Origin of the sequence: Brasilonema bromeliae SPC951 (assembly GCF_012912135.1) — a bacterium.
Classification (GTDB): Bacteria; Cyanobacteriota; Cyanobacteriia; order Cyanobacteriales; family Nostocaceae; genus Brasilonema; species Brasilonema bromeliae.
On record NZ_QMEB01000068.1, the window covers coordinates 1 to 24,731 of the forward strand.

Annotated in this window: 16 protein-coding genes and 1 pseudogene; 10 read left to right on the forward strand and 7 right to left on the reverse strand. The window is 41.1% G+C overall.

Annotation, left to right across the window (positions count from 1 at the left end):
- Positions 1–729: 729 nt before the first annotated feature.
- The 4 genes and pseudogenes from DP116_RS29195 to DP116_RS10995 form a co-directional block, all read left to right on the forward strand.
- Positions 730–935: pseudogene (locus tag DP116_RS29195) on the forward strand (response regulator); the annotation flags it as partial.
- Positions 936–1,147: 212 nt separating this feature from the next.
- Positions 1,148–2,479, forward strand: coding sequence for an ATP-binding response regulator (locus tag DP116_RS10985; protein WP_169155223.1), 1,332 nt, complete (start codon positions 1,148–1,150; stop codon positions 2,477–2,479).
- A gap of 85 nt (positions 2,480–2,564) precedes the next feature.
- Entirely contained in the window at positions 2,565–3,689 is a 1,125-nt protein-coding gene (locus DP116_RS10990) for a hybrid sensor histidine kinase/response regulator (RefSeq protein WP_169155224.1), read from the forward strand.
- A gap of 381 nt (positions 3,690–4,070) precedes the next feature.
- Complete coding sequence (locus DP116_RS10995; RefSeq protein ID WP_169155225.1) at positions 4,071–4,508, forward strand: Na-translocating system protein MpsC family protein; 438 nt, start codon at positions 4,071–4,073, stop codon at positions 4,506–4,508.
- 5 nt (positions 4,509–4,513) lie between these two features.
- Here the strand turns inward: DP116_RS10995 and DP116_RS11000 are convergent, their stop codons facing one another.
- Complete coding sequence (locus DP116_RS11000) at positions 4,514–4,966, reverse strand: response regulator (RefSeq protein ID WP_169155226.1); 453 nt, start codon at positions 4,964–4,966, stop codon at positions 4,514–4,516.
- Between the two features lie 895 nt (positions 4,967–5,861).
- On the opposite strand from DP116_RS11000, the gene DP116_RS11005 reads away from it, so the two are divergent.
- From DP116_RS11005 to DP116_RS11025, 6 genes are all read left to right on the forward strand, one after another.
- Positions 5,862–7,064, forward strand: coding sequence for an AAA family ATPase (locus DP116_RS11005; protein ID WP_169155227.1), 1,203 nt, complete (start codon positions 5,862–5,864; stop codon positions 7,062–7,064).
- 370 nt (positions 7,065–7,434) lie between these two features.
- Complete coding sequence (locus DP116_RS29200; protein ID WP_246275577.1) at positions 7,435–7,959, forward strand: hypothetical protein; 525 nt, start codon at positions 7,435–7,437, stop codon at positions 7,957–7,959.
- A 12-nt stretch (positions 7,960–7,971) separates the two neighbouring features.
- A complete protein-coding gene (locus tag DP116_RS29205) occupies positions 7,972–8,670 on the forward strand; it encodes an AAA family ATPase (protein ID WP_246275578.1) in 699 nt (232 codons plus the stop codon).
- Positions 8,671–8,720: 50 nt separating this feature from the next.
- The gene (locus tag DP116_RS11015; protein WP_169155228.1) at positions 8,721–9,569 is read left to right on the forward strand and encodes a GNAT family N-acetyltransferase; all 849 of its coding nucleotides are present in this window, start codon (positions 8,721–8,723) and stop codon (positions 9,567–9,569) included.
- A complete protein-coding gene (locus DP116_RS11020; protein ID WP_169155229.1) occupies positions 9,569–10,534 on the forward strand; it encodes a threo-3-hydroxy-L-aspartate ammonia-lyase in 966 nt (321 codons plus the stop codon). Before DP116_RS11015 ends, DP116_RS11020 begins: the two co-directional genes overlap by 1 nt.
- 124 nt (positions 10,535–10,658) lie before the next feature.
- Positions 10,659–10,886 (forward strand): hypothetical protein, encoded by a 228-nt coding sequence (locus DP116_RS11025; RefSeq protein WP_246275579.1) that lies wholly within the window; start codon positions 10,659–10,661, stop codon positions 10,884–10,886.
- Positions 10,887–11,039: 153 nt separating this feature from the next.
- Here DP116_RS11025 and DP116_RS11030 read toward each other — a convergent pair whose 3' ends face one another.
- The 6 genes from DP116_RS11030 to DP116_RS11050 form a co-directional block, all read right to left on the reverse strand.
- A complete protein-coding gene (locus DP116_RS11030; protein WP_169155230.1) occupies positions 11,040–11,960 on the reverse strand; it encodes a DUF928 domain-containing protein in 921 nt (306 codons plus the stop codon).
- 17 nt (positions 11,961–11,977) lie between these two features.
- Complete coding sequence (locus DP116_RS11035) at positions 11,978–13,912, reverse strand: CHASE2 domain-containing protein (protein WP_169155231.1); 1,935 nt, start codon at positions 13,910–13,912, stop codon at positions 11,978–11,980.
- A gap of 64 nt (positions 13,913–13,976) precedes the next feature.
- Positions 13,977–16,121 carry a CHAT domain-containing protein gene (locus tag DP116_RS29210; protein ID WP_339381433.1) on the reverse strand — a complete coding sequence of 715 codons (2,145 nt, stop codon included), beginning with the start codon at positions 16,119–16,121 and terminating at the stop codon, positions 13,977–13,979.
- A gap of 75 nt (positions 16,122–16,196) precedes the next feature.
- On the reverse strand, positions 16,197–16,724 hold the full coding sequence (locus tag DP116_RS29215) for a tetratricopeptide repeat protein (protein ID WP_246275580.1): 528 nt from the start codon (positions 16,722–16,724) through the stop codon (positions 16,197–16,199).
- A gap of 197 nt (positions 16,725–16,921) precedes the next feature.
- Entirely contained in the window at positions 16,922–18,841 is a 1,920-nt protein-coding gene (locus DP116_RS11045) for a ShlB/FhaC/HecB family hemolysin secretion/activation protein (protein ID WP_169155232.1), read from the reverse strand.
- On the reverse strand, positions 18,831–24,350 hold the full coding sequence (locus DP116_RS11050; protein WP_169155233.1) for a two-partner secretion domain-containing protein: 5,520 nt from the start codon (positions 24,348–24,350) through the stop codon (positions 18,831–18,833). Before DP116_RS11050 ends, DP116_RS11045 begins: the two co-directional genes overlap by 11 nt.
- Positions 24,351–24,731: the final 381 nt, after the last annotated feature.

Genomic DNA, 24,731 nt, shown 5'->3' on the forward strand with positions numbered 1-24,731 from the left:
AATGATAAGTATACTTCGCCAATAGGCACACTACCACCTGTTGCCAGGGCAAGTGCACCAAATGGAAGCTCTCACCAACGGCTTGTTAGCATAATCACGAGTTGGCAGCACCTAAACTCAATTGTCTTGTCATATGTTGTAGTTCTGACTAATGGCTGAAGACGGGCGCTTGAGTGTCAGTTTAGAATTGTAATGAGCAATACTAAGTATTTTATTATACCACGTTTTTGTTCTGATTCCCACACAAATAATCATTTCTATGCCTGTGAGTGATGTTTGTTGTTATGGTTACTGCAATTGACTTGCTTAGAGGATGTCTCAAAAAAGGTGCGTCTTGTGTAGGAGATACGACACTCTGCAATGACAATGCGAACAGCATAACATTTTAGACTGACTTCAAGAGACATCCTCATTACAAGCAAATAAGTTGCAATTCATTTACAGCAGATTGCATCTTTATTGAGGTACACCTTTTCAACTCAAGAGCCAGATAATCAAGCAAATTTTACTTCTGACTTCTGACTTGGTGACCTATGCTGTAAGTTGCACGTTTACCAATTAGGCTAACCCTTTGTCATTAATCGTTTGTCTTTACAAAATGTAAAGCACAATCTTATAGAAAAAGAGTGCAATTGCGATGATTTTCATCATTACTATCATCTGAAATTTCGGTGATTTATACAAATCAATTGAAATGTACGTAAAGCAGATTGTATGAAATCAAAGGATATGTCAAAAAGAACGATTAACATACTACTTGTGGAGGATGACGAGGTTGATATGATGAATTTGAAACGGGCATTCAAAAAAGTTAAGGTCACAAATCCACTTTTTGTTGCTATCAATGGAATCGATTGGGAAATGATCAAGCGCCAAAAGTTCCTGCTAAGCGGTCCTTAATTTTGCTAGATTTGAATATGCTTAAAATGAAAGGGAACAGGGAAGAGCGAACAGGAAACAGGGAACAGAAACTGTATCTAGTTTCGCAAAAATAAAAAAAGAATTTCATAGTTATTAAATGTTGACTATGTTACTAACCAAGAGCAACTAGTAAATCTAAAATAAATTTATTTATTTACCTCTACTGTCAAAAAATAAGAAATCATAAAAATAAAAACAATGTATTTAATAGCGATGGCTAAAAGCAATGAAAGAGAAACTAAGAATTTTAATTGTAGATGATGACGAAGTAGACCGGATGGCAGTGTGTCGTGTTCTAACCAAAGCGGGCGTTGAAATGGAACTGTCTGAGGTAGGTGACGGCAAGGATGCGATCGCTCTTTTGAGTGATACTTTGTATGATTGTGTCTTTCTCGACTATCGTTTACCAGACCAAGACGGTTTAAGTCTACTCCAAAACCTGCGTTTAAACAATATCGAAGTGCCTGTTATCGTCCTGACAGATCAAGGAGATGAACAGATAGCAGTTGAACTTATGAAAGCAGGTGCTACCGATTATATATCCAAGTCGAGGTTATCATCGGAAATTTTGGTAAAAGTTTTGCGGAATGCTATCCGAGTTCACCGGGCAGAAATGCAAGTCGCCTTAGTTAATCAACAACTGCGCCAAAGCAATGAACTCCTGATTCGTCAAAACCAGGAACTGGAAGTACAGCGACAACATATAGAGTTACAAAACCTTAGACTCATCGAAGCATCACACCTCAAGTCGCAGTTTTTAGCAACAATATCTCATGAGTTGCGGACTCCAATGAATGCTATTATCGGGTTTTCTCAGTTGTTGTTGCGTCCTAAGTTTAGTCAACTAACACATCAGCAAAAAGATATGCTACAGCGTATCCTCAATAACGCTAAACACTTGCTGATGCTGCTGAATGAAGTTCTTGACTTTTCCAAGCTAGAGGCAGGAAGGTTAGATTTAAAACCACAAATATTTGATTTATCAAAGGTGGTCAGTGCTACTGTGGAAGAGATGCGTTCTCTAGCAGAGGAGAAAAATCTGTCTTTGTTAATTCAAATGGACTTGCAAAACTCTCTGGTGTTCAATGATCCAACACGTATACGGCAAATTTTAACCAACCTGCTTTCAAACGCTATCAAGTTTACAGAGTCTGGCGCAATAAAAGTTGAAGTGAAGGAACTGCCAGAAATAAGAGTCGAGATTGCAGTTCATGATACTGGTATAGGTATTGCTCGTGCCGATTTACAAAAGATTTTTGAACCTTTTCGACAAGTCGATCAAAGTATCACTCGCAAATATCCTGGTACAGGTCTGGGTTTGCCAATTATCAAAGCGTTGGTGCAAATGATGGATGGTAACATTAGCGTAGAAAGTCAGTTGGGTAATTATTCAGTTTTTCGGATTCAGCTACCACGTCAGATATCATCCTTGAGTCAACAAGGTTCAGATGGAACATCAAACTTTACTCATGCTTCAGCCAGAAAACATTTTTGGAAACAGCAAGCAATTCCTCGTTTTGCCCAAGAAGGTGCACACAGTCAGAGTAGAGATAGTTGATGTTCTCCCCCAAACTAAATAAAGTTTGGGGATTGTTGGGCTGATCCAGCCTGTGTACAAGTTTCGCTTGTTAAAATAATTAGTTATGCTAGCACAAGACAATTCTCAAGTAGAACATATACTTGCTGTTGATGATAATCCCGATAATCTCATCTTACTTGAAACGATTTTAGAGAGTGAAGGGTATAAAGTTGAGTTAGTCTCAAATGGTAGGAGTGCTCTCCAGCAAATTGCCCAAGCACCACCCGACTTGATTTTATTAGATGTCATGATGCCAGAAATGGATGGCTATGAGGTGACACGCCGCATTCGTCAGAATCGAGAAATATCATATATTCCTATACTGCTGATCACAGCCTACCATGATGCGAGTGTTGTCGAAGGTTTGGATGCAGGAGCAGATGATTTTATTCGCAAACCATTCGATCATGAAGAATTGCTGGCTAGAGTACGATCAATGCTGCGCCTCAAGCACAGTATTGATGAACAACGAAAAATGGCACGCCAACGAGAGGACTTTGTTTCACGTCTGACTCACGATTTGCGAACTCCCTTAGTAGCTGCAGATCGGATGCTTCATTTGTTTCATCAGGAAATGTTTTGTGCAATTTCGCCAGACATGAAAGAGGCGATATTCGCCATGATTCGCAGCAACCAGAACTTGTTAGAAATGGTGAATAACCTACTAGAAGTCTACCGCTTTGAGGCAGGAAAAAAGAATCTGCAACTTGAAAGCTGGAATATGCGGCAAATCGTAGAAGAAATTGTTCAAGAACTCACTCCTCTTGTGATTGAGAAGGGCTTAGCTATCAATATAGACTCCAGCAACTTAGATCAACAAGACGAAACGGCTGCTGTGGTTAAGGGCGATCGCTTAGAACTACGACGAGTCATAGCCAACCTAGTTGGAAATGCCATTAAATTTACAGATACAGGAAGTGTCAACATTCGTGTATCTGAAACACCCATTAAACCTGAAGGTAAAACTTGGGTGATCATTGAAGTCCAAGATACAGGATTCGGCATTGCCCCAGAAGATCAAGCTACAATCTTTGAGCGGTTTCGTCAAGGTAAAAATAAGCGTGCTGGCAGTGGCTTGGGTTTGCATCTGTCGCAGCGTATCATTGAATCACATAAGGGAAAAATTGACGTTTTTTCTGAACTTGGTAAGGGCAGTGTATTTACTGTACGTTTGCCAAAGCAAGCTTAAGTTGCTTGGATTCCTAAGTTGCTTACTCCCCGTGATCTGCAATGGCACTTTACGGGGGATATATATTAGGATTTATGCCTAGAGGTTAAGAAAAGGTTACAGAAACATTTCTAGACATTGATGGTAAATACTGCATTTGGATGGTGATTTTCAACAATCCTGACCAATATAATGCTCTCAATTGTTCGGGATTTCAGAGTTTACTACACTTGATAGTAAAGTTAGACTACTATTGACAACTCAAAAAGTCAACAGTGAAAATCGCTGGTATGTCAACATCAAATCTGAGTGACGCGTGAGAAGTTAAGTAACTCATAGCTCATAACATCACTTTTTGACTTGTCACTTGTGGTCTAAATATCTACAAAAAACAACAAGCACATGACTACACCAACACCAACTCGCGGTCAAGTAGAAAGAACATTAGCACAAGGTATTCAAGCCCTGTATCGTGACCAACTCGGTCATCAGCCTAGCAAAGTCACCTGTCAACTGTCAGACCAAAATGTAGTAGTTATCATAGAAAATTCTATCACTAAACCAGAGAAATTGCTGATTACAACAGGTCATGAAGAATTAGCTGAGGAAGTTCGGTCAGATTTGGATGATGCAATTAGGCCACAACTCAAGGCATTGATTGAAGAAACTTTGAATGTTACAGTGATAGAACTCTTAAGTGATGCCACATTACAGACTGGTCGTACTGGCATTATTGCTATTTTGACAGATTCACCGACTATCCGCACTCCTACACCTGAGTCTAACAAAGTTAGGACAACAACTTCATCTAATAGAAGTAACACTCCAAAATCCGCGTGATATGGTTAATCCTCACATAGATTATAAGCTAAATCTGGATTCAACTCCTGACAAAGGTAACGGCCAACGAGAGCTTCTAGGTCTTCTATCATGTAGGGTTTGCTGATGTAGTCGTTAAAACCTGCACTCAAAATGCGTTCTCTATCCTCTGTACTAGCCAATGCTGTCACCGCAATAACTACAATATGACTGGTTAGGGGTTCTTGTTTTAGAGAACGCACAATATCTATGCCACTAATACCTGGTAACAAAATATCTAGCAGTATCAAGTCTGGCTGATACTCTTTTGCAACAAGTGATGTTGTTGAACCATCGTTTTGACGAATAAGCTTACAACCCAGGGACTCAAGGGCATAGCTCAACAGCAGTAGGTTATCCTCATTATCTTCCACCGCTAATATTAAGGGTGGTTGAGAATTTTGCTTTTTTTGATGACTGAATAATTGTGCCTGCTCCATGTCTTCTCCAGAAGATTCATGTGAAACTCATCATCTGTTTTGAGAAAATAAACGAGGCACTCCGTAAGCGGTTAAGTAGCGCTCACATTAGACTGGCTCGTGTCTCAACTCTACTAAGTTGATTATCTTTGCTCACCCAATGAACTTTAAGGAAAGAATTTATTCAGCTAAAGAAGTGAGAATACACTTCCTAATTATAGGCAAAATGGATAAGAATGATAGCGAATAAATTATAAGCACTTAATATATTTAAGAATGATTTAACGTGATACCCTTGAATGTACATATCTGCATGGCAGTTTGTTATACAAAGTTCACCAAAACTTTTGGTGAGTATAGGGTTATAAGCGTATGGGTGTAGGTCGCAAAGCGTTACACCTCTGAGTCTCTTATTTTTCGTGTTGGTATAAAAATAAGAAAATTTTTATAGAGCCTTGACATATTTTGTAGTCAGTATGTAGTATATAAGTATCAATAAACAAAAACCGAAAATTTTTAAAGTGACTAGTACCGCTACGCGGAATTCAAAATTCGGAATATCTCCTCCACCAGACGCTCTTGCAACGGAATTCGGAATTACCTTTTGGCAAGGGTTTGGTGACATTTCCAATGGGTGATTTATTTATGCCGTACTGTACTAGTTTAGTAGGTCGGGCGCGGAAATAAAGCTACCATATTCTGCGGGAAGCATGCGTGGGACTTACGCGCTCTTGGCGTGTGCGTAGCTTCCACACAGAGGAGCAAAAAGCTTGTAATGTAAACATGGGTGAATTCCGCCGTTGCGCACTAGTCGCTTCTCAAGGTACAGTTCCTTTCAAGTGAGAAACGATAAAACTTTTGCCAAATCTCCCATATCAGGAGATCACAACTCCACCACTGCGGCACAACTGACAATATGGACTTTGAATACTATAGAAACGACGAAGGCACTCCTGCTAATAGTAACCGTCAAAGTTTACTAGCAAGTGGCTGGCGACCCTTCCATAGAGAGTTGGACTGGGAGTTTGTATGGCAACTGTTGTCTCATGACAGGCAAGAATTTACACAAAAAAGTTTGAATTTAGCAAGTAATTTCGCTGAGATATTAGGACGGAACAATTATACTTGGTGGGCTAATTTATTGAGTGTTGTCTCTGATAATACGCGCTACGAAGTAGAAAAATTTTGGAATTACATCACACCCGATCCTCTGTCACCAGACTATCGTTACAAAGATATTTTAAGTACCGAAACACCTATCGTCCAATTTGTCAGCCGCAACAGTATTCCAATTGATTATGTTCTGAATCGTCTTCAAGAAATTGCTGTATTGCGCGTTTTAGATGTGTTGGGATGTCCTGACATTATCACACAATATTATTTGGAACGAGATTTTTATTTTCCAGTGGAAAAATTTGTGAACTGGGAGCGTTTGGACGTTGTTAACACCGTTTATGCTTATTGGTCTAAAAATGATATTTGGCTACAAATAAACGCTTTTGACAGGGGACGACGACAGTATACTTTATTGGCAAAAAATCTCGCTCCACTCATTAACAAAGCGACACGTGATTTAGCAATTATGCTGAGTGGATATCAAACTCGTGTGGGTAAACTTTATAGTCAGTTTCCCATTCGGAGTTTTCCTGGGGATATTCAAAACTTTACTGATTTAGTACAGCAGGCAATTCTGAATCAAAAGCAGTTAGCAGTTTTGGTACATGGAGAACCAGGTACGGGTAAAACCGCTTGGACACAAGCAGTTGCTAAAGAAATTTTGGTGCCTTTGGGGTATGTGATTTTTATTTTGGATCATGATGCGATCGCCAACTTTGTTCCCCCAACATATCTAGAAAGAATTTGCATCATTATTAACGAGGCAGATAACTTAGCACAAAATCGTGCTACCGAAGTAGCGCAGTACAATAACAAAACCGAACATATATTGAGTTTACTAGACGGCACGCTGTATCAAAGTGTTATTGATGATTCTGGTATTCATATACAGCAGCAGTTAGTTGTGTTGATGACTTGTAACACCACAGAAAGATTAGATCCAGCAATGCTACGTAAGGGGAGAGTGGATTTGATGTGTGAGTTTACGCAACGATTTGTTTAAAGACGGTTTTTGATGATTGGATTAATTAGCAAGCAAATTCTTGGGTAGTAAATATCTGGAATTTGTCCCGGAGGTTTTGTATAAACTATGAAGCGAATGTCTTTCTAGACAATAACCCAATACAGTTGCTGTTAGTGGTATTTAGTTTTGTAAGATCCCCCAACAGAGTTAAAAAGGGGGCTTAGTTCCCTCCTTTTTAAGGAGGGCTAGGGAGGATCAATCCTTAACAGCAACCGTATTGGACAATAACCAACTAAAAAACAGAATATAGCAGTTTGCAGTTGGATGGATACGCCATTGTATGAAGTCAGGTAGGCAATGCCTACTCTACCAAAATATGTATTTCAGTGATTTTCAAAGCAATAAAACCGTGAAAATTCAACAACTGATTTTAGAAGCACTTAACCTTCCTACTAACGCCATTACCTACCATGTAAGTCAGGAATTAGCAGCGTTTTATCCGAAAAAAGCGTTGCTCGAAGGAAGTGATTCTGCGTTTGATGTCGAAAGGTACGCCCAGGCAAACCTTTGTACTATTAAGTATGACACCTCTATTTACAACCAGATTATTTCTGGTTGGGATGGCATGGAAAATAAAATTTACAATTCGACTGAAAATGCCAGCTTTGAAGTGACATGGGAAGAACATAAACTGGATATCCTACTCATAAGTTTTCAGGAGGGTTATTGTAAAACCAGATATCACTGGATTTTGGCTGAAAGTAAAGATATTGCTGAAAAGTTTTTTGCCGCAGTTTGTGAGTGGAACTCCGAAATCAGAAGTGAAATTTTAGTGTTTGAAGAAGGCTATTGGTCGAAAAATGAAGAGTTGTTTGAGTCGATTCAGAACGCGACTTTTGATAATCTGATTTTGCCTAGTACTCTCAAACAATAAATTCAAGATGACTTGACAAACTTTTTTGCTTTGCGGGAAACTTACGAAGCTTACGGTTTACCTTGGAAGCGAGGAATTTTATTTATTGGCTCTCCTGGAAATGGCAAGACTCACGCAGTCAAAGCTTTGATTAATAAAATGCAGCAGCCTTGCTTATACGTCAAAAGCTTCAAATCGGAGTATAGTAATCCTCATCACAATATTCGTCAAGTCTTTCGGGAAGCACGACAGTCTGCACCCTGTATTTTAGTGTTGGAAGATCTTGATTCTTTAGTAGAACAAGAAAATCGCTCGTTCTTTTTGAATGAACTTGATGGTTTTGCCGCAAATCTTGGAATAGTCATATTAGCGACGACTAACCATCCAGATCGTATAGATGCAGCGATTTTAGAACGTCCCAGTCGCTTTGATCGTAAATATTACTTTGAGTTGCCGACTTTGGCAGAACGTATAGCCTATATCAACTTGTGGAACGACAAATTTAAACCGACAATGCGCTTGTCTGAAGCCACAATATCTCAGATTGCCGAGATGACAAATGGCTTTTCCTTCGCTTACCTCAAAGAACTATTTGTATCATCTATGATGCTTTGGATGCAAGGGATGGAACCAGGTGGAATGGATAAAAGTATAATTTCACTAGTAGCTGTTTTGCGACAACAAATGAGCAGTGCAACTGGTGAAAACACAGCCGCAGTAAGTACAGCATAATTCTGTCACCACCATACAGCATAATTCTGTCACCACCATAACTGATGTTGATGAAAATTAATCGTTTTGAAGATGCAAGCCAATTTTACGATCAAGTGAAAGACTACTTGCTCAATCACGAAGCACTGCATAACGTGCAGCTTGCACTTTGCAACAATTTGATTCAGAATCCCGAACGCTTCGACGAAAAGCCCTACTTAGCAACCGTGGAAGTAGACGGAGATGTTATTGCTGTGGCGATGAAAACACCTGGGCGAAAATTGCTGTTGTCAAAAATAGAGGATTTTGGGAGTATAGAGGTCATCGCCCAAGATATACACCTGACTCAAGAATTATTGTCAGGAGTCAATGCTCCCGTTACTGAGGCAAAAGCTTTCGTGGAAGCTTGGCATTCCCTAACTGGTCAATCGTATCACCTAAAAATGGCTCTGCGTGCTTTTCAATTGGAGCAGGTGCAGCCGATTCCCAAAACAACAGGTGAGTTACGTTTGGCGACACAGAGTGATCGCCAATTTCTCATCCCTTGGTATGAAGCCTTCGCGCTGGAAGCCTTGGGCAATGTTGAGTCAGAAGCTGAACGCAAAGTAGAGCGGCTTTTGGAGCGGGGTATTGCTTACATTTGGGAAGATAAAATCCCTGTTTCAATGGCGTGCCATGTTCGTGTAATGCCCAACGGTGCAGCGGTGAGTTTGGTTTACACACCACCAGAACACCGCAGAAAAGGTTACGCTAGTGCTTGTGTGGCGGCTTTGAGCCAAACTTTACTGAATCAGGGACATCGATACTGCTTTTTGTTCACTGATTTGGCAAATCCGACTTCTAATCGCGTCTACCAGGCGATCGGTTACCAGCCTGTAGGTGATTTGTCTGAATATTCTTTCACCGAAAACACTAGCTGATGTCACAGCATAATTCTGTCACCATTACTGATGTAGAAGCCGCCGCCAAGCGTTTAGCTGGTATTGCTCACCGCACCCCGGTTCTCACTTCCAGAACTGTTAATGAGCGCACCAACGCTCAGGTGTTTTTCAAGTGCGAGAACTTCCAGCGCACCGGATCTTTCAAATTTAGAGGTGCATACAACGCACTATCACAGTTGTCTGAAGAACAAAAGCAAAAAGGCGTCTTGACTTTTTCTTCTGGGAATCATGCTCAAGCAACAGCACTTGCTGGACAACTGCTAAATATTCCTACTACTATTGCTATGCCTGATGATGCTCCAGCCGTCAAGTTATCTGCGACTCGTGGGTATGGCGGTGAGGTGGTTTTGTATAACCGCAAGCAAACCAACAGGGAAGAATTAGCCCAAACACTATTAACCGAGCGAGGAGGTGTGATGATTCCTCCTTACGACCATCCTCACATTGTAGCGGGACAAGGTACAGCTGCCAAAGAACTTATTCAAGAAGTTGGTGAACTGGACTTGCTGCTGGTTTGTTGCGGTGGTGGTGGATTACTTTCTGGTTCTGCCATTGCAACCAAAGCCGTATTACCCAACTGTCGGGTGATAGGAGTAGAACCAGAACTTGCTGACGATGCAACCCGCTCGTTTCATACCAAAGTCCTGCAAACTGTTAATAATCCAGATACTATTGCTGATGGTGCTCGTACCCCTTATTTAGGTAAGATAACTTTCCCACTGGTGCTGCATTATGTAGATGATATGGTCACGGTATCAGAAGAAGCGATTCTACGCACCATGTTCTTTTTGTGGGAACGCCTCAAAATTGTTGTTGAACCGACTGGGGTGTTAGCTGCAGCGGCTTTGTTGGAAGGAGTGGTGAAGGTACCGGGGGCTAGGGTTGGTGTGATTATTAGCGGTGGTAATGTGGATTTGGCGAAAGTTGGGCAATTGTTTTCTTGACAGATAAAATGCTTGTAGATAAATGTGATATGAAAAATGTCAGAACCGCAGATTGAAATCAAGTTTAATGTAGGGCTTACAGAGACCGAATCTCTGGTTATACATACCTTTTAGAGGAGCTTCTATGATGACTTTACAAGAAATTATTAATTCTATTAACAGTTTGTCCATAGAAGAACGGGACTATTTATTTGAGTTTCTGCGGAAAAAAAAGGAGGAATCTAGAGGAGATAATTTTTGGGAGGGAATACAAAAATTTAGAAAGGTAATCCAAAGCGAGGGGATTATCTTTACTGATGAGGATTTCGCTGATTTACGAGATAAGAGTGTGGGAAGAGAAATTGATCTATGATCTGGAAATTCTTGCTTGATACCAATATTCTAACTGATTTTCTTTCCGTTATTACGGATATGAGAAAACCCACAGCCTGGACATTCCATCAGGAATAACCTCAATTCATACCTATGTTATGCAACGCCTATTGGTTTAATTACACTTACCTACTTACCGCTGTAATTCCGGATTTGGAACAGGAGTTAATGTCTGAATAGGAAAATTTGCAATTTTATTTACTATCTGATTGAAATCATTATCGTTCATTGATACATCTTCCACATTTTCCACATTTCTAAATACAAATTTGATAAGAAGGAGCCAGTCTAGTTGTTGGGATAAGGTTTGTGGATCTGCACTTTCTACGAAACGTGTTACTGTATCATACCAAATTCCTTTTTCAGCATAATATCGGTAGTTTCCTAGAGAGAAACTTGGCAAGTTAACTCTTTCTATCCAGCCTGTAACACCAGGATTTCGCGATGGTTTCAGAGGATTACAAACAATTGAGAAATACCAATTGTATTCCTGATTAATTTCTAGAGGATTTTCACTTTTTGGCAAAGTGAATTTCGCGAGACTAGGATTATTTCCAATGGGTATTTTGACAAAAATTTGTCCACTAATAATATGCTTATCTTTATCTAGTAAAACAAATTTTCCATACTCAGTTTTTGATTCTTCAGATCCGTAAGGAATGTAAAACCAGAAGGTTGGATATTGTTCGATTGTCCGACCCCATACATAAGTTAATTTAGAAGGCGAAACATTATCTGAGTTAGATAACGTGGGTTGTTCTTCCTGTATAGCAGGTACAAAAGCAGTCAGTGGAATTTCGTTATCCTCATCTAAAGGTATAAGTGCAGGACAACGACCTCTACCCGCTCCTGCTTTCTGACGACCAGCAACAGGTGCTCCTTGTGTTCTTGTTTGTAGCGACTCAGGAAGAGACCGTATCCGCTCCCAAATATTTTGAAAAGGATTGGTTTGGGCTAGGACTGTTGAGGGATAGTTGACAACGAGGATGATGACAAGAATGAGACTAACAATAGGTTTGAGCAAACGAGTAATAAACCACTGAATATGAAACATAAAGAACAGTTTAGAGATTAAGATAATTTTCGAGATTTCAATCTAATATAAACTACGACTCCACTAGTACTTAGCAAGCTTAAAGCAGGAGGTACAAATGGAATCCAAAGCTTGATTGAGGTGAAGAATATTAAGCAAAAAACATATAAACTGAGGAAGGTAACAGTTATAGATAGTATTAGTTTTCTTGGTGCGCGAATAAACTGAGTTAAGAAGCCTCCGACCAGCGACCAAAACAAAATCCAAAGTATCTCATGCCCAATAAACCAAACTCGTAGTAGGTGTCGCCCATCTTCAACTGCACTCACAAGCTGACTGACCATTTGTGCTTGCAGAGTCACTCCTGAGATTTCTGGTTCCCCTCCTCCAAAAGAAAAGGGAGTGCCTGCGAGAATATCAACACCTTCGCGTTTTGTTCCAATCAATATAATCTTGTTTTTTACATCTTCCTGTTTCAGTTTGTCTTTTGGAAACTGTTTTAATTCTTTCTTAGGTCCATATTCTATGACGTCTTGAACCCTTATTGCTTTTGCAATCTTGTGAGGAGAACAAGGAGGAAGACGAGATTTTTCAGAAGTACACACAGAACGGTAATTCAGCAGCACCTGATAGCCATACAACCATTTTGTGGATTGATGACCACCAGTCATTGAACCACCAAGCGGTTCTAAGACAACATTACCAGATGCTAAACCATTTTTAGTTTGCTTATATTTTTTTTCTTTGCCTAAGTAATGTTGAGCTAATTTAAAACTAAAGGACTCCATTGTTTTCTGTTTATTGCTACATGGATTGTTTTCAATTTCTTTAACGTCCATCCGCAAAAGTTGACGACGAACAACATGATCTTTATCCTCTAATAAATCACTAAACCCTATTCGCTCTTCAGGAACTTCAGGGGGGTGAGTGTTACCTTCACTATCTACTTCAGGGTTTGCTACTTTACAAACAGCAAAAAGGTTAGGTGTATTTTTTAAGAGGCTGTATAACTTCGATTTTTTATCAGTAGCAACCTCACGATAAAGGTCTAAACCTATAGCTTTTGGCTTATTATTTATTAGTGTTGTTAGTAAATCTGACATGACTTTGTCTGGTAGAGAATTGATGTTACCACTACCAAAGTTGGCAATATCCTCTTTTGTAATTTGAACAAGCAATAGTCGATCATCTTGCTTTTCTGCTGATTGAAATCTCATCATCTGATCAAAGAAAAAAAACTCAAATGGTTCCAATATTGCAGAAAAGCGTGTTAGTACTACTAGAGTAGTTACCCCCACACTCATTAACAGCGTAGTACGAATGCCACTCCAAGGAATGCGCCGCAGCCATTTTTTTATGACTTCATTGATAGGAAGTCGTGCTGCAGAACCAATTATTTCAACCTTTTTAAGCAAAACTGGTGTCAAGTGTTCTTCAATTCCCTGCCTTTGTATGGCATTACAGCCAAGTTTGTAGGCAAACTCAATCGAACGTCCTGCGCCCAAAGCATCGTAAAATCCTATAGCAAATTCAATTGCAGCTTCATCACCTATTGCCTTACTCATGCCAATCACACACTTAATATGTTGGGCGATCGCCGTTGCTTGCTCCAATGAGTAACAGCCATTAAGTACTACACACTCAACTTGGTCGGCAAATAGTTCAAACAATCCAGCCAGTGCAGTTCCAGTGACGAGCTTAGATTGTCCAGTGTCATCCTCAAAGACTAATCCCTCTTCCCCTGCGCCATGTCCCGAAAAATGAACAATGTGTGGGTTAATATCTAACATCGCCCTTTGGATATCCCTGGAACGGACTGCTAACTTTTGCTCCAAACTAAACTGGTCCCGCTTCTGGGAACGTTGCAATCCTTCTGCAATATCTCGCAACTCCTGATCTAGCCGCAGAGGAGAAGTACCTTTTGGATTTGCTGCTAAAATCAAAATTTTTTTTATTGGAGTATCACTATACATATAATTACTAAAGGGAATATTTTGGGTTAGTAGTGAGTCTATCTGGAGTTAACTGAAACTCAACTTACAGCCAGTTTCCAAGTAAAATATACGGTGCCCAATATCTTGGATGTTCACGACCAGGTAAATCCTTTAGTTGTTTTTGAGCTTCCTGCAAAGCTTGAGCTTTTGTTACCTTCTGTTTAATTAATTGCTTGTAAAAAATCTTAGTAAAATCAACACTGATTTCATCATCCAATGTCCACAGCGAAGCTATAGAACTACGCGCACCGGCTCGAACACTTACACCAGAAATACCTAAAGTTGCTCGCTTATCACCAGCAGCGGTTTCACACGCACTCAATACAAGAATTTCTATAGGTTCAGGTTGTCTTTGAGCTTGTGTTCGGAATATGTCGCCGATTTGATTAATGTTAATAGGCTCGTCTCTCGCTAAAAGAAATGTTTTCTCAGGACTAGAGCTAAACTCACCGTGTGTAGCTAAGTGGAGGACTTTAAAAGCAGAAGTATCGATTTCTTTTTTTAAATTCTTTATTTTAAACTTATTATCAATCAGTTCATAAACTGAAAAATTAGAATTAGCTATTTCTTTGATTGCCTTTATTTCTTTTTCAACATAATTCAACTTAGGAAATTTTAGTTTGTTGTTGTCGTCTGGTTCCTTTAGCCCTGCTGCCAAAATTTTGAGTCCTTTACCTTGGAGAGTATTAGGCTTGGGAATATTTAATCTTGGAGCTAATGCCAGTGCATAATTATCAATTAGATACTTGGGTATTTTTTCCTTATCATTAACCAGCAGTGCTGCTAATGGAATATTCCGCAAATTAGTATCTAGAGCAAACACTAATGTAACAATTTCTTTTTCTTTGAGGTATTGTTCTGCTCCTTTAAGAAGCCAGTCATACACCAGTTTGCCTTCTTTTTTAACATCCTCAAATGTATACTCTTCTTCAAAATCTAGTTGCAGCTTTTTAAGAACACCATTAAATGTATATTCTTTCACGTCTATCTGCAGTTCTCTGATTTGTTCTTTAACTGTAGCCTCGTCTACCTGAGTGCTGTAATGTTTTAAATTCGGATCGTCAGGTAACTTGATGATGACTTCAATTCTATCTTTGACTTCGATTTTCTCTTCTACTTCGATTCTATCTTCTACAAGAATCGGATAGAAAAAAGCTGTCTTTACGGGTTGCTCATCAATAATTTTATCAATTTCTTCTATATTGGACTCTGGACAAGCTAGACGTAAGAAATTTTCCAACTCTACCGCTTGTAAAGAAGAAATAACTTCCCGTGCTTTCGAGAGATTTTCTTGATGTGGATTACTATCCCATAAAAGCAAATTGACGTAATCTCGATAAATATCCTCGATATCATTTTGAAAAGATAATTCGGCATCAGGATTACCTGCTACTAACTCTCTACGAAGAGATTGTAAAGTGAGATACGCCTGTTGATACATTTGACGTGCATCATCCAAGTTTTTTGGACTCTCTTGCTGTATCTCTTTGGTTTGAGCCTGTGCTCTTGGTGGAAGTTGAGATTTGTAAATCCGCCCTAACTGCCACTCCCAAAGATATTCAATCTCTGACGGTGATGCCGCAGTAGCTAAAGATTGAGCAATGAACAAAGCTTTCTGAGTATTATCTTTAGCTAATTCCCATTCATTAGGTTTTTCATGGAGTTCACCAAGATACCCGTAAGCGTAGGATTCTACTTTCAAGTCGCCGATATCTCTAGCTTGTTTAATTGTTTCTTTTAGAAATTCTTCTATGATAAATTCTTCTATTTTTGAAGATCGATTAAGACGAATCAAGCTTTTAGCGAAATTAAGCCTAATAAATAATGCTGCATGGCTCTTTGGTAGTTGCTCAATTTGATGTTGCAAGTTATCAATTTGCTGTAATAATATTCCCCGATCTTGGATTGCTAACTGGTTAACTATCTCATTAAGAATCATATCAATTGATTGAAAATCAAAAATCTTAAATAAACGGGGTGTATTCTTTTTTTTAGTCTTACGATTCCACTCATCACATATTCTGTTGGCAGAACCATCTTTCATATTTTTCGTGATTGTCTCACGCCAGTCACTTAAATTTTCTACAAGAGTAAGCTGATTAAGCTGTGCCTGTACTTGCATCAAAGCTGGAGAACCTGAAGTTTTTTTGCTGTAGTCTAGAACCTGTTGATAGACACTATTGGCCACGCCCGCATATGTTAACGCACAATTAAAATTTTCGTGTTGTTCGGTGCGGTTATAATAATCTTGCTCTCTATTACTTCAAGTACGGAATATGTTGCCTAAATCCAACAAAATTGCTCCTGCTTGTTCAGGGAAAGAGTTGTTATTACTTGCTAATAAAACTAATATTTGGTATGACCAATCTAGCTCACCTAGTGAGCGAAAGACGTTAGCAAGAAGACGTAATCCAGCGATTTTAGTAGGAGAATTTAAGAGTTTTCTTAATCCTTCTGGGTTTTCTATTTTTTCGCTAAAGTGTTTACGTTTATCTTGGTCTTGTATTATTAAAAAGCAGTCTTTTTCTCGATAAATCGGCAGCAAGATATTACAAGCTCTTGGATATAATCCCATTGCGAATGCAGCTTGAGCTTGATTGATTTGGTTATTAATTGCCTCCGCCTCATTTTTATGTTGTCGGTAGGCTGCAACAGATTTTTGCCAACAATTTATCGCCTCGTCAAAACGACCAATCTCGTAATTCGCTTTACCTCGTACACTTAAATCTTCTGGACTGAGAGTTGCTGAACAACTTAATTCCCCAGTTTGAGGCTTTACACCGATTACCATTTTCGGAGAGAAAAGTTGAATGGTCAGCGATGAAATTAGCCCAAAAAGGGCTAGTAAGAATATGGTAATTACCCTGTGAAGCTGTTTTTGCATAGAGTATAAATGTTTTGTATCAAGTTCAAATGATTAGTCACATTCCTATAGTCAAAGGCTCATATGTTGCAACAATTAGTATAAGTATTCAAGCCAACGCGACATTAGAAGGGTCTCCATAGAACAGAGAAATACAAGCCTTGTTCTTGTAAAGTTTTTTTGTCGCCCTCAACAGACACTAAAGGAATACCCCAATCCAAGCGGGCATCAAGACTTTCGCCGATCTGCAAGCTCAAGCCTAAACCCACAGATACTAGAGGATTCGGCTTTAGATCTGAACCCTCAAAGTTATTCCAAGCTGTACCTACATCAACTAAAGGTATTACTTGTAACAAGCCCTGGTTTTCAGCAAAGCGTATAATTGGTAGGCGGAGTTCCACCGAACCAAAGACTCCGTTGTCTGCAAGCACGGCGTCTTGACGATATCCTCTAACACTTGCTTGACCACCAAGACGAAATTGCTCTAGAGATACAAGTCGGCGGTCTGCTACTTGCAAATCTCCCCGAACGACTAACAAGGTATCTTTCGCAAGGCGGCGCACCCATTGAGCCTGTCCTCTCCAAGCAAAAAAGTTGGTGTCGGGAGGAACTTCCTGATTGGTAGCACCCAAGATACCAAGTCCTACACTGAACTGCGATCGCAATGCCAAAACAGAGCGATCGCCCCGCTCAACCCATTGCTGAATGAAACGCAGTGCAGAAATTCGAGTCCGTCCTTGGTCATCGGCTCCTGGTGAGAGTGGAAAAGGTCCGGTATCATCAATTCCAAGAGAACTTTGAGTTCGTTGATGAGATAGGGCGAATTCCAAGGTAAATTCTTGGCGAGGATTCCGAATCACTGGATGGCGTAAACTGAGTTGGTATTCCTCGGAATCTGAGAAAATATCTAGTATGTTAAAGGGTTTTTCAATGACATTGTTCCAACTCCGACCATAGCTAAAAGCCAGAGTCGTCTCCTCAGGTGTGAGGGGTATAGCGTAACTGACATCGAATTGATGACTACCGTCGGTGTTAGCGTAAGACAAACTCACAGTGTCTCCAATTCCCAACAAATTCTCCTCTCGCAACCGAACGCTACGTTGGAAAGTACCCACGCCAGGAGAGCGGTTATTATCAAGAGCGATTTCACCGTGAAAGGTTCTCGCCTCATCCACCCGAACTACCAGCAAGTTGGTGCCAAAGCGTGTACCAGCAGCTAACTCCGCCGACAAATTTCCGATGCGGGGATTGAGTTGCAACAGTTGTAGTGCTTCTAGCAACTGGTTACGATTCAGTGGTTTTTTGTTTGCTCTGGCTAAGCGACTGCGGATATAGTTGCGATTTAACCGCCGATTCCCGACAACCAGTATGTCTTCTAAAGTACCCTCAATAATCTGTATTTTCAATGCACCAGCTTCCGGAGGTGGCGGAAACTCTTGTTCTGCTGGAATCAGCGCTCCAGAGGTAATGTAGCCTTTACAGATATAAAGCTGGGTAATGGCTGAACGTGCTACCAGCAGCTGGGCAAATGTGAGTTCCACTGGTGGATCACTCTCGCTTCTTGGTAGTTTCCGAGGAGGAGCTTTTTTATCTATTTGTTTTAATGCATCACATTTGGCTTTGTCATTCAATTGTTCGGAAGCAGGTTCGGAAGGATAAAGAAACACTTCCATCGCTCGTAGTAATTTTTCATTCTTGAAGACCGAACCACCCTCAAATTGGAACTTGTTGACAAAAAATTTGATAACAACCTCCGGAGCTGGTTGCTGAGGGAGGTTGGGAGCAGGAGTCGTGGGTAGCAACTTTCCTGGATCTGGGGGAGGTGAAGGAACTGTGGGTTGCTGCGGAGGTTGAGATGGTGGAGGTAAAACATCTTGGGGAGGGGGCAGAGTTTGCGCTAAGTTAGGCTGTGATAGCAAGTCAGCACTGGGGACTTGAGCCACTTCCACAGCACGTGCTATTTGCACGGGTAGGCTAAACGTCAGTGTCGCTACGGTGAATAAGAACTTTAGCAGACACATATTCCAGAAATATTTATTTTCCATAGCAACCTGTTAACCTCTGCCAAGGAGTATGAGGAGTGAGTGTCGATGGACGAGCAGTCAAAATAATTTCCCCTCTCGGACCAATTTCTACCCCTTGAGCTTCTTGTGGCGGTATTGAGGTGGAAGCTGTAGCATTTTTACCGGAGGGAGCATTGGCTGCACTTCCTAAAAAGGTGTCAGTACTAAGGACAGAACCAGGGTTGGGCGGTAATCCTCCACGTCCTGTGACAACAAAACGACTCGCTGCACTTTGTACACCCACCGGGCAACTGTTGGCAATTAATTTTGAAGAATCACCTAAGTCTTCTGGTAACTGAATTGTCCCGCGTGTAGGCTCTACATCCGGTGCGTTGAGATTTACTGTACCCTGTAAGTCGGGACCACGCGCCTGGGAAATTGCTGTGATGTCGTTCGTTGGTAGCTCTTGAGGGTCTAGTTTTTCTGGTGAGGTGTTGGACGACAATCGCAATTGGCGCTCCAATTCGTCTTTCTTTAGTGCTCGTATGTTGACAGTACCAAGAGCCTTGATTGTGACCTTGCCGCCAGCACCTGTGAAAGCATTAGCAACGATGTCGTTATTTCTCCCAAAACCTGCAATAATGAAGCCCTTAGGGTATTTGATTTCGATATTGCCGCCATTGCCTGCTCCCGCACTGGTGGTGATGAGACTATTACGGCGTAGAAGTAGTAAGTTTCCTTTATTCAGTGTTATGTTGCCGCCAGGTTGTGAATTAGAGTTAGCGTCCAACCTGCCTTGGTTGTCCAAAAGCACTATGGGTGAGTTAATTTCGATGTTGCCTGCTTGCCCTGAACCACCAGAACGAACAAAGAAGCCACTAAAAACTTCAGATTCAGAATTTACAGGTAAATTTTCAACAGGGAGATTGCGTAAAGTTAATTTGCTACGTCGCTCAGCAAAAGTTGCATCACGTCCACTGATAGTTACCCGTCTGCCAGCATTGACTGTAATCGTACCCGCAGCGCCAGTGGAGGAGGTGGTAGTGATGAGTTGTCCTCCGTTGATAGCCTCAAATCTATTAGCGTTGACTGTTATGTTGCCTGCTTTGTCATTATTAGAGGTACTTGCAGATAACACAGCACCATCTGATATGTGGAAAAGATTGGGTTTAATGATATTGCCTATAGTGATATCACCACCAGCGCCTGTGGACTTAGGATTTGTGGAGGTAAATAATCCGCTAGGTCGTCCGTTGATTGAGTTGCTCCCAGAAATCTTGACAGAACCTGTTGCATTGATTTGAATTATTCCTGCATTCCCCTGTCCCTGTGTGTCGGCAAAGAGTCGAGCGCCATTGGTAATAGAAAGTGAATCAGTAGTGATGTCGATGTTGCCAGCGTTACCAACTGCGTTTTTGTCTACCTCAACTAAGGCAGCACTGGGAAATAGACCATTACCACTTGTACCAACGAAGGAGATATCCCGGGCTTTGATAGTTATATTGCCTGCATTTCCCCTTCCTTGGGTAAGAGCCTGCAGTTGAGCGCCATTGGTAACAGAGAGTGAACCTGTGGTGATTGTAATGTCCCCACCCTGTCTTTTTTGTCCGTCCTGTGTTTGTACGTTGCCTTCTACTTTGGTGATGGCATAACCCCTATCAAACGAGACAGTATCGCCGGCATTGATAATCACATTGCCTGCATTCCCCCGTCCTCTAGTAAGGGCTTGCAGTTGAGCGCCATTGCTAATAAAGAGTGAACCAGTAGGGATGGAGATGCTAATGTCTCCCCCTTTACCTATGCCGCTTTCTTCGACAGTAGCGAAGGCAAAAGCATTATCAAAGGTGACAGTATCGCCAGCATTGATAGTTATATTGCCTGCATCTCCCTTTCCATTGGTAAAAGCTCGGAGTTGAGCGCCATTGGTAACAAAGAGGGAGCCAGTAGGGATGGAGATGCTAATGTCTCCCCCTTTACCTGTAGAGTTCTCCGTTGTGTTTGCAAATAGACCACTGGCAGAACCTTCTTTGATGTCATTGGCAACACGTTTATCAATAACCTTAGGAAATTTAGCAATGCGATCAGAGTAATTCGGGTCGTTACCAGAAATAGTCACCTGGTCTGTTGCATTGACAATGATACTCCCTGCTTGTCCACTACCAGATGTTGTAGTCACCAGCTGTCCGCCATCGATTGCCTCAAAAGAGTTGGCATTCACTGTAATTGTGCCACCTTGCCCGTTCCCTGTGGTGCGGGCGCTCAAAGCTGCCCCACATGCAATTGTGAATTTGCCAGTTTTAACGGTAATATCGCCAGCTTTTCCATCGGTACTGGTACTGGTAAAGAATCCGCTGGGAAAGCCGCTTCCGGCAACACTGCCTGAGATATTAACTTCTTTAGTAGCATCAACACTGATAGGTCCTGCGTCTCCCTTTCCTTGGGTACTGTTTTTGATAATCGCACCGTTTTTCAGTACTAAAGAACCAGCATTAATTTTAATCTCTCCACCTTTACCTTCCCCCTGCTGTTCCTTTTCTGCCAGGATACCGACGGTTATTCTGGTCGATTCGCCAGTCCCAGAAAATCCTCCATCTTTATCTCCCTCTAGCAATATCTCACCTGTGACATCTAAATTGACACTTGCTCCGTTTCCGTTTCCATTTGGATCTACATCTCCTATCAGCCCAGAATTTTCTCTCAAAGAAAGCTGTTCAGCTTTTATGCTGATTTTGCCTGCATCCCCTTGTCCAGCAGTATTAACGCGCAGTTGAGCGCCATTACTCAAGGAAACAGAGCCTTTAGCATCTAAAGTGATAGAACCAGAAGATCGCAGTTTCGACTTGGTTGTCTTCAGCGTCGTACTCAGGTTTGAGCCTTCAATTTGAATTCCTCCGTTAGAAGCTATCTGAATACCATCATCCTTCTTTATAGGCTTCAAATCACTTTCTACATTCCTAATAGCATCTATGGTGCTATTTTTGATAGTTACGTTATCAGCAGTTACCTTATTTTCAACATCAATTCCTATAAAAACAAGTCCATCCACACCTCGGCTCTCTATCTTACTGTTGTTAGTAATCTGAATATTCTTGCCATTAATGTTAATAATTCCTGCATAATCAGTTCCAGTGTTAGTAGTACTTAATTTAACTCCATCTATAAACACTGAGCCTGCTGATGAGTTAAGTGTAATTGTGCTCAAGGCTTTCTGATCACCACTACTACTGTTACTAGAAGCTTCGATATTGCCAGAGCGAATATCGCGACCAGCAGTGAGAGTAACATTTCCAGCTACACCTTTGTCAGACTTAGCGCTTATAGTCCACCCAGTTGTTGTAATCGAACCTTGAGGAGCATTAAGTTTTATATTTCCACCAGTTCCATTAGGAGTAGAAGATGTTATTTGCTGAATAAGTGGAGGACCGCTAATGTCCAGAACAGGAGTAGTAGGAGGTATTGCCTCTAAGCTTAGATTTATTATATTGCCACTTTCACTGGTAATCTCAATCTTTCCTGCTGTTTCTGTTCCTTGTCTAGTTCCAAGTATACGAGAGGTAACTTCATTTTCAATTGTGATGTTGCCTCTAGCTTTGAGAAAGATGTTCCCACTGTTACCATTAGTTCCAGAGGAAACTATTTTTCCTTTTGTGTTAATAGTTCCACTTCTGCTTATGAGGCTAATGTCTCCGCCATTTCCACTACCATTAGCATCTATTAAGGAAACTATTCCAGCAGTAGTTATATTTCGTTCGCCAAGTATCTTGACATCTCCACCTATGCCTGAACCTATGCCAGTAATAATATTTCCAATCGTGACGCCGCCTTTAGCATCTATCGTGACAGGATCGCCGAAGGCAAGAACTGAGATGAAGCTCTTACCAATATTTATTCCACCTGTAATTTCAATTGAACCTTGTAGATTATTTGGCTGAAATTGATTGGTTAAAAATACTTGACCATCGCCTTGATCGCGTTGTATGTTAATACTTCCTATTCGTATGTTCGCGCTTGTTGGAACGCTACCAAAGCTTGGGTTAACAATTCCTGAGATGGGATTTGGTGTTAGTCCTACAGTCCCGAAGTCAGTTGTACCTGCTCGAATATCTAGAGTCCGAGAGCCTTTACCATCAATTGTTATTTGTTTCCCATCTGATAGTGTTACTGTCTCCTTAGAAAGTCCATTCGTTGTATCTGCACCCGTAATCGTAACCGTACCAGGTATAGTTACACTTCCTCCAGCGAGAATGTGCAGCGAAGCTCCTGTGTAACTGGCAAAACTCACATCTCCACTAGCCCGGATAATCGGATCGTAAGGACTGAACAAACCTCCTAAACTCCCATCCAGTTTTTCAATCCGAAAATTTCCTCCAGCCCAGTAGTGAGCATCGCCTCCCACAGTGTTGAGCGATCGCAACACCATATCCCCTCCCGAAATAAGCCCACTGGAAGAATTATTTAAGGCAAAAATATCAACTCCTTGCCTACCCTGAACTAATAACTTTCCTCCTGCTTGAGCGACAAAAGGATTCGCCACACTATCCCGCACCCGCACCGTATCCCCCGCCAGCAAATTCAAATCACCAGTCGTACCAAGCTGACTCTCCGCCAACGTCAGATTATGATTCGCTGTCAGTGTTGCAGTCTTAGCCGTGACGTTGCGTGCAACCACATCACCATCCACTACAGGCAAACCCGATCCCGTCAACTCCACTTGTCCGTTACTGTTCACTGTTAACCCTGGATGCGACTTTTCATCAACGCTTCTCAGTAACTCAGTCAGAGGCGATGAACCCACACTCACCACAGATGACGAAGTATCAATATTTAGCAATTGTCCTGATGGACTCAATTTCACCACACTCCCACCAGGCACTGCTGCAACTGCAACCTGTCCTCCCGGTGCTGACAACTGCCCAGTGCTAACCACCGTACCACCCAACAGCGTTAGGTTTTGTCCTGTGCCTGCTAATAAATTCCCTGAATTCACAATGGCACTTGGCTGTGCCTGGTTAAATTGCACTCCCAAAGGTACTGTCACAGTTAGCAATGGTGGAGCTGTGGGATTCGTAGCGCTAAACTGTTGCCCATTCCCAAAATTCAAACTGTTCGCTGTACTGCCTACAAACGAACCACCAATATCTAACGAAGCATTGGGACCAAAAATAATCCCGTTGGGGTTGAGCAAGAATAGATTGGCATTCCCCAGCACACCTAGTTTCCCATTAATATTTGAGGAATTGTTTCCTGTGACTCGGCTGAAAATGTTCTCAATCCCAGCCGGATTACTAAAATAAGCTCCTCTTCCTTCCCTGATGCCAAATTCCTGAAAACTGTGGAACAGATTCGCACCTCGAATTGCTCCTCCATCAATGCGATCGCTTGGTAAACCCTTGATATCCACATTGGGCGTAACAACAGAACTTTCAGTACCCAGCGTCTTATCTGGAACAATTTGGGCAACTGCACTATTCCAACTGAAAATCACACCGCTAGTTGCTACAAATGCGATCGCTATTTGCCACAACTGCTTACACCTGATGTATATTGTCATGAAATTTACGTTCTCCAATATTCGATTTGAGTTGAATTAGCTTTTATTTTGTATTTTTCAAGACAAATGTTCGTAAGCTGTTAGACATTTAGTTTGCAATAGCAGCAACTACAGCCTAACCAGTCACTAATTTATTGGTAAGTTTTTCCATCATCTATCAGTAAGAACATTAATATTCTCTGCGTCAACTGTGGATTATTGCTGTCTGATAGAGCTTTTTGTAAACTTTCTTTCTACAATTTATTTAGGTATCCTTTGGCAGGCATAGCTCTAGTTAACTAGCTTATTTCATTTCCATTTTATGCAATTTAGATATTGAACAGCTTAACATTAATATTCTCTGCGTCAACTGTGGATTATTGCTGTCTGATAGAGCTTTTT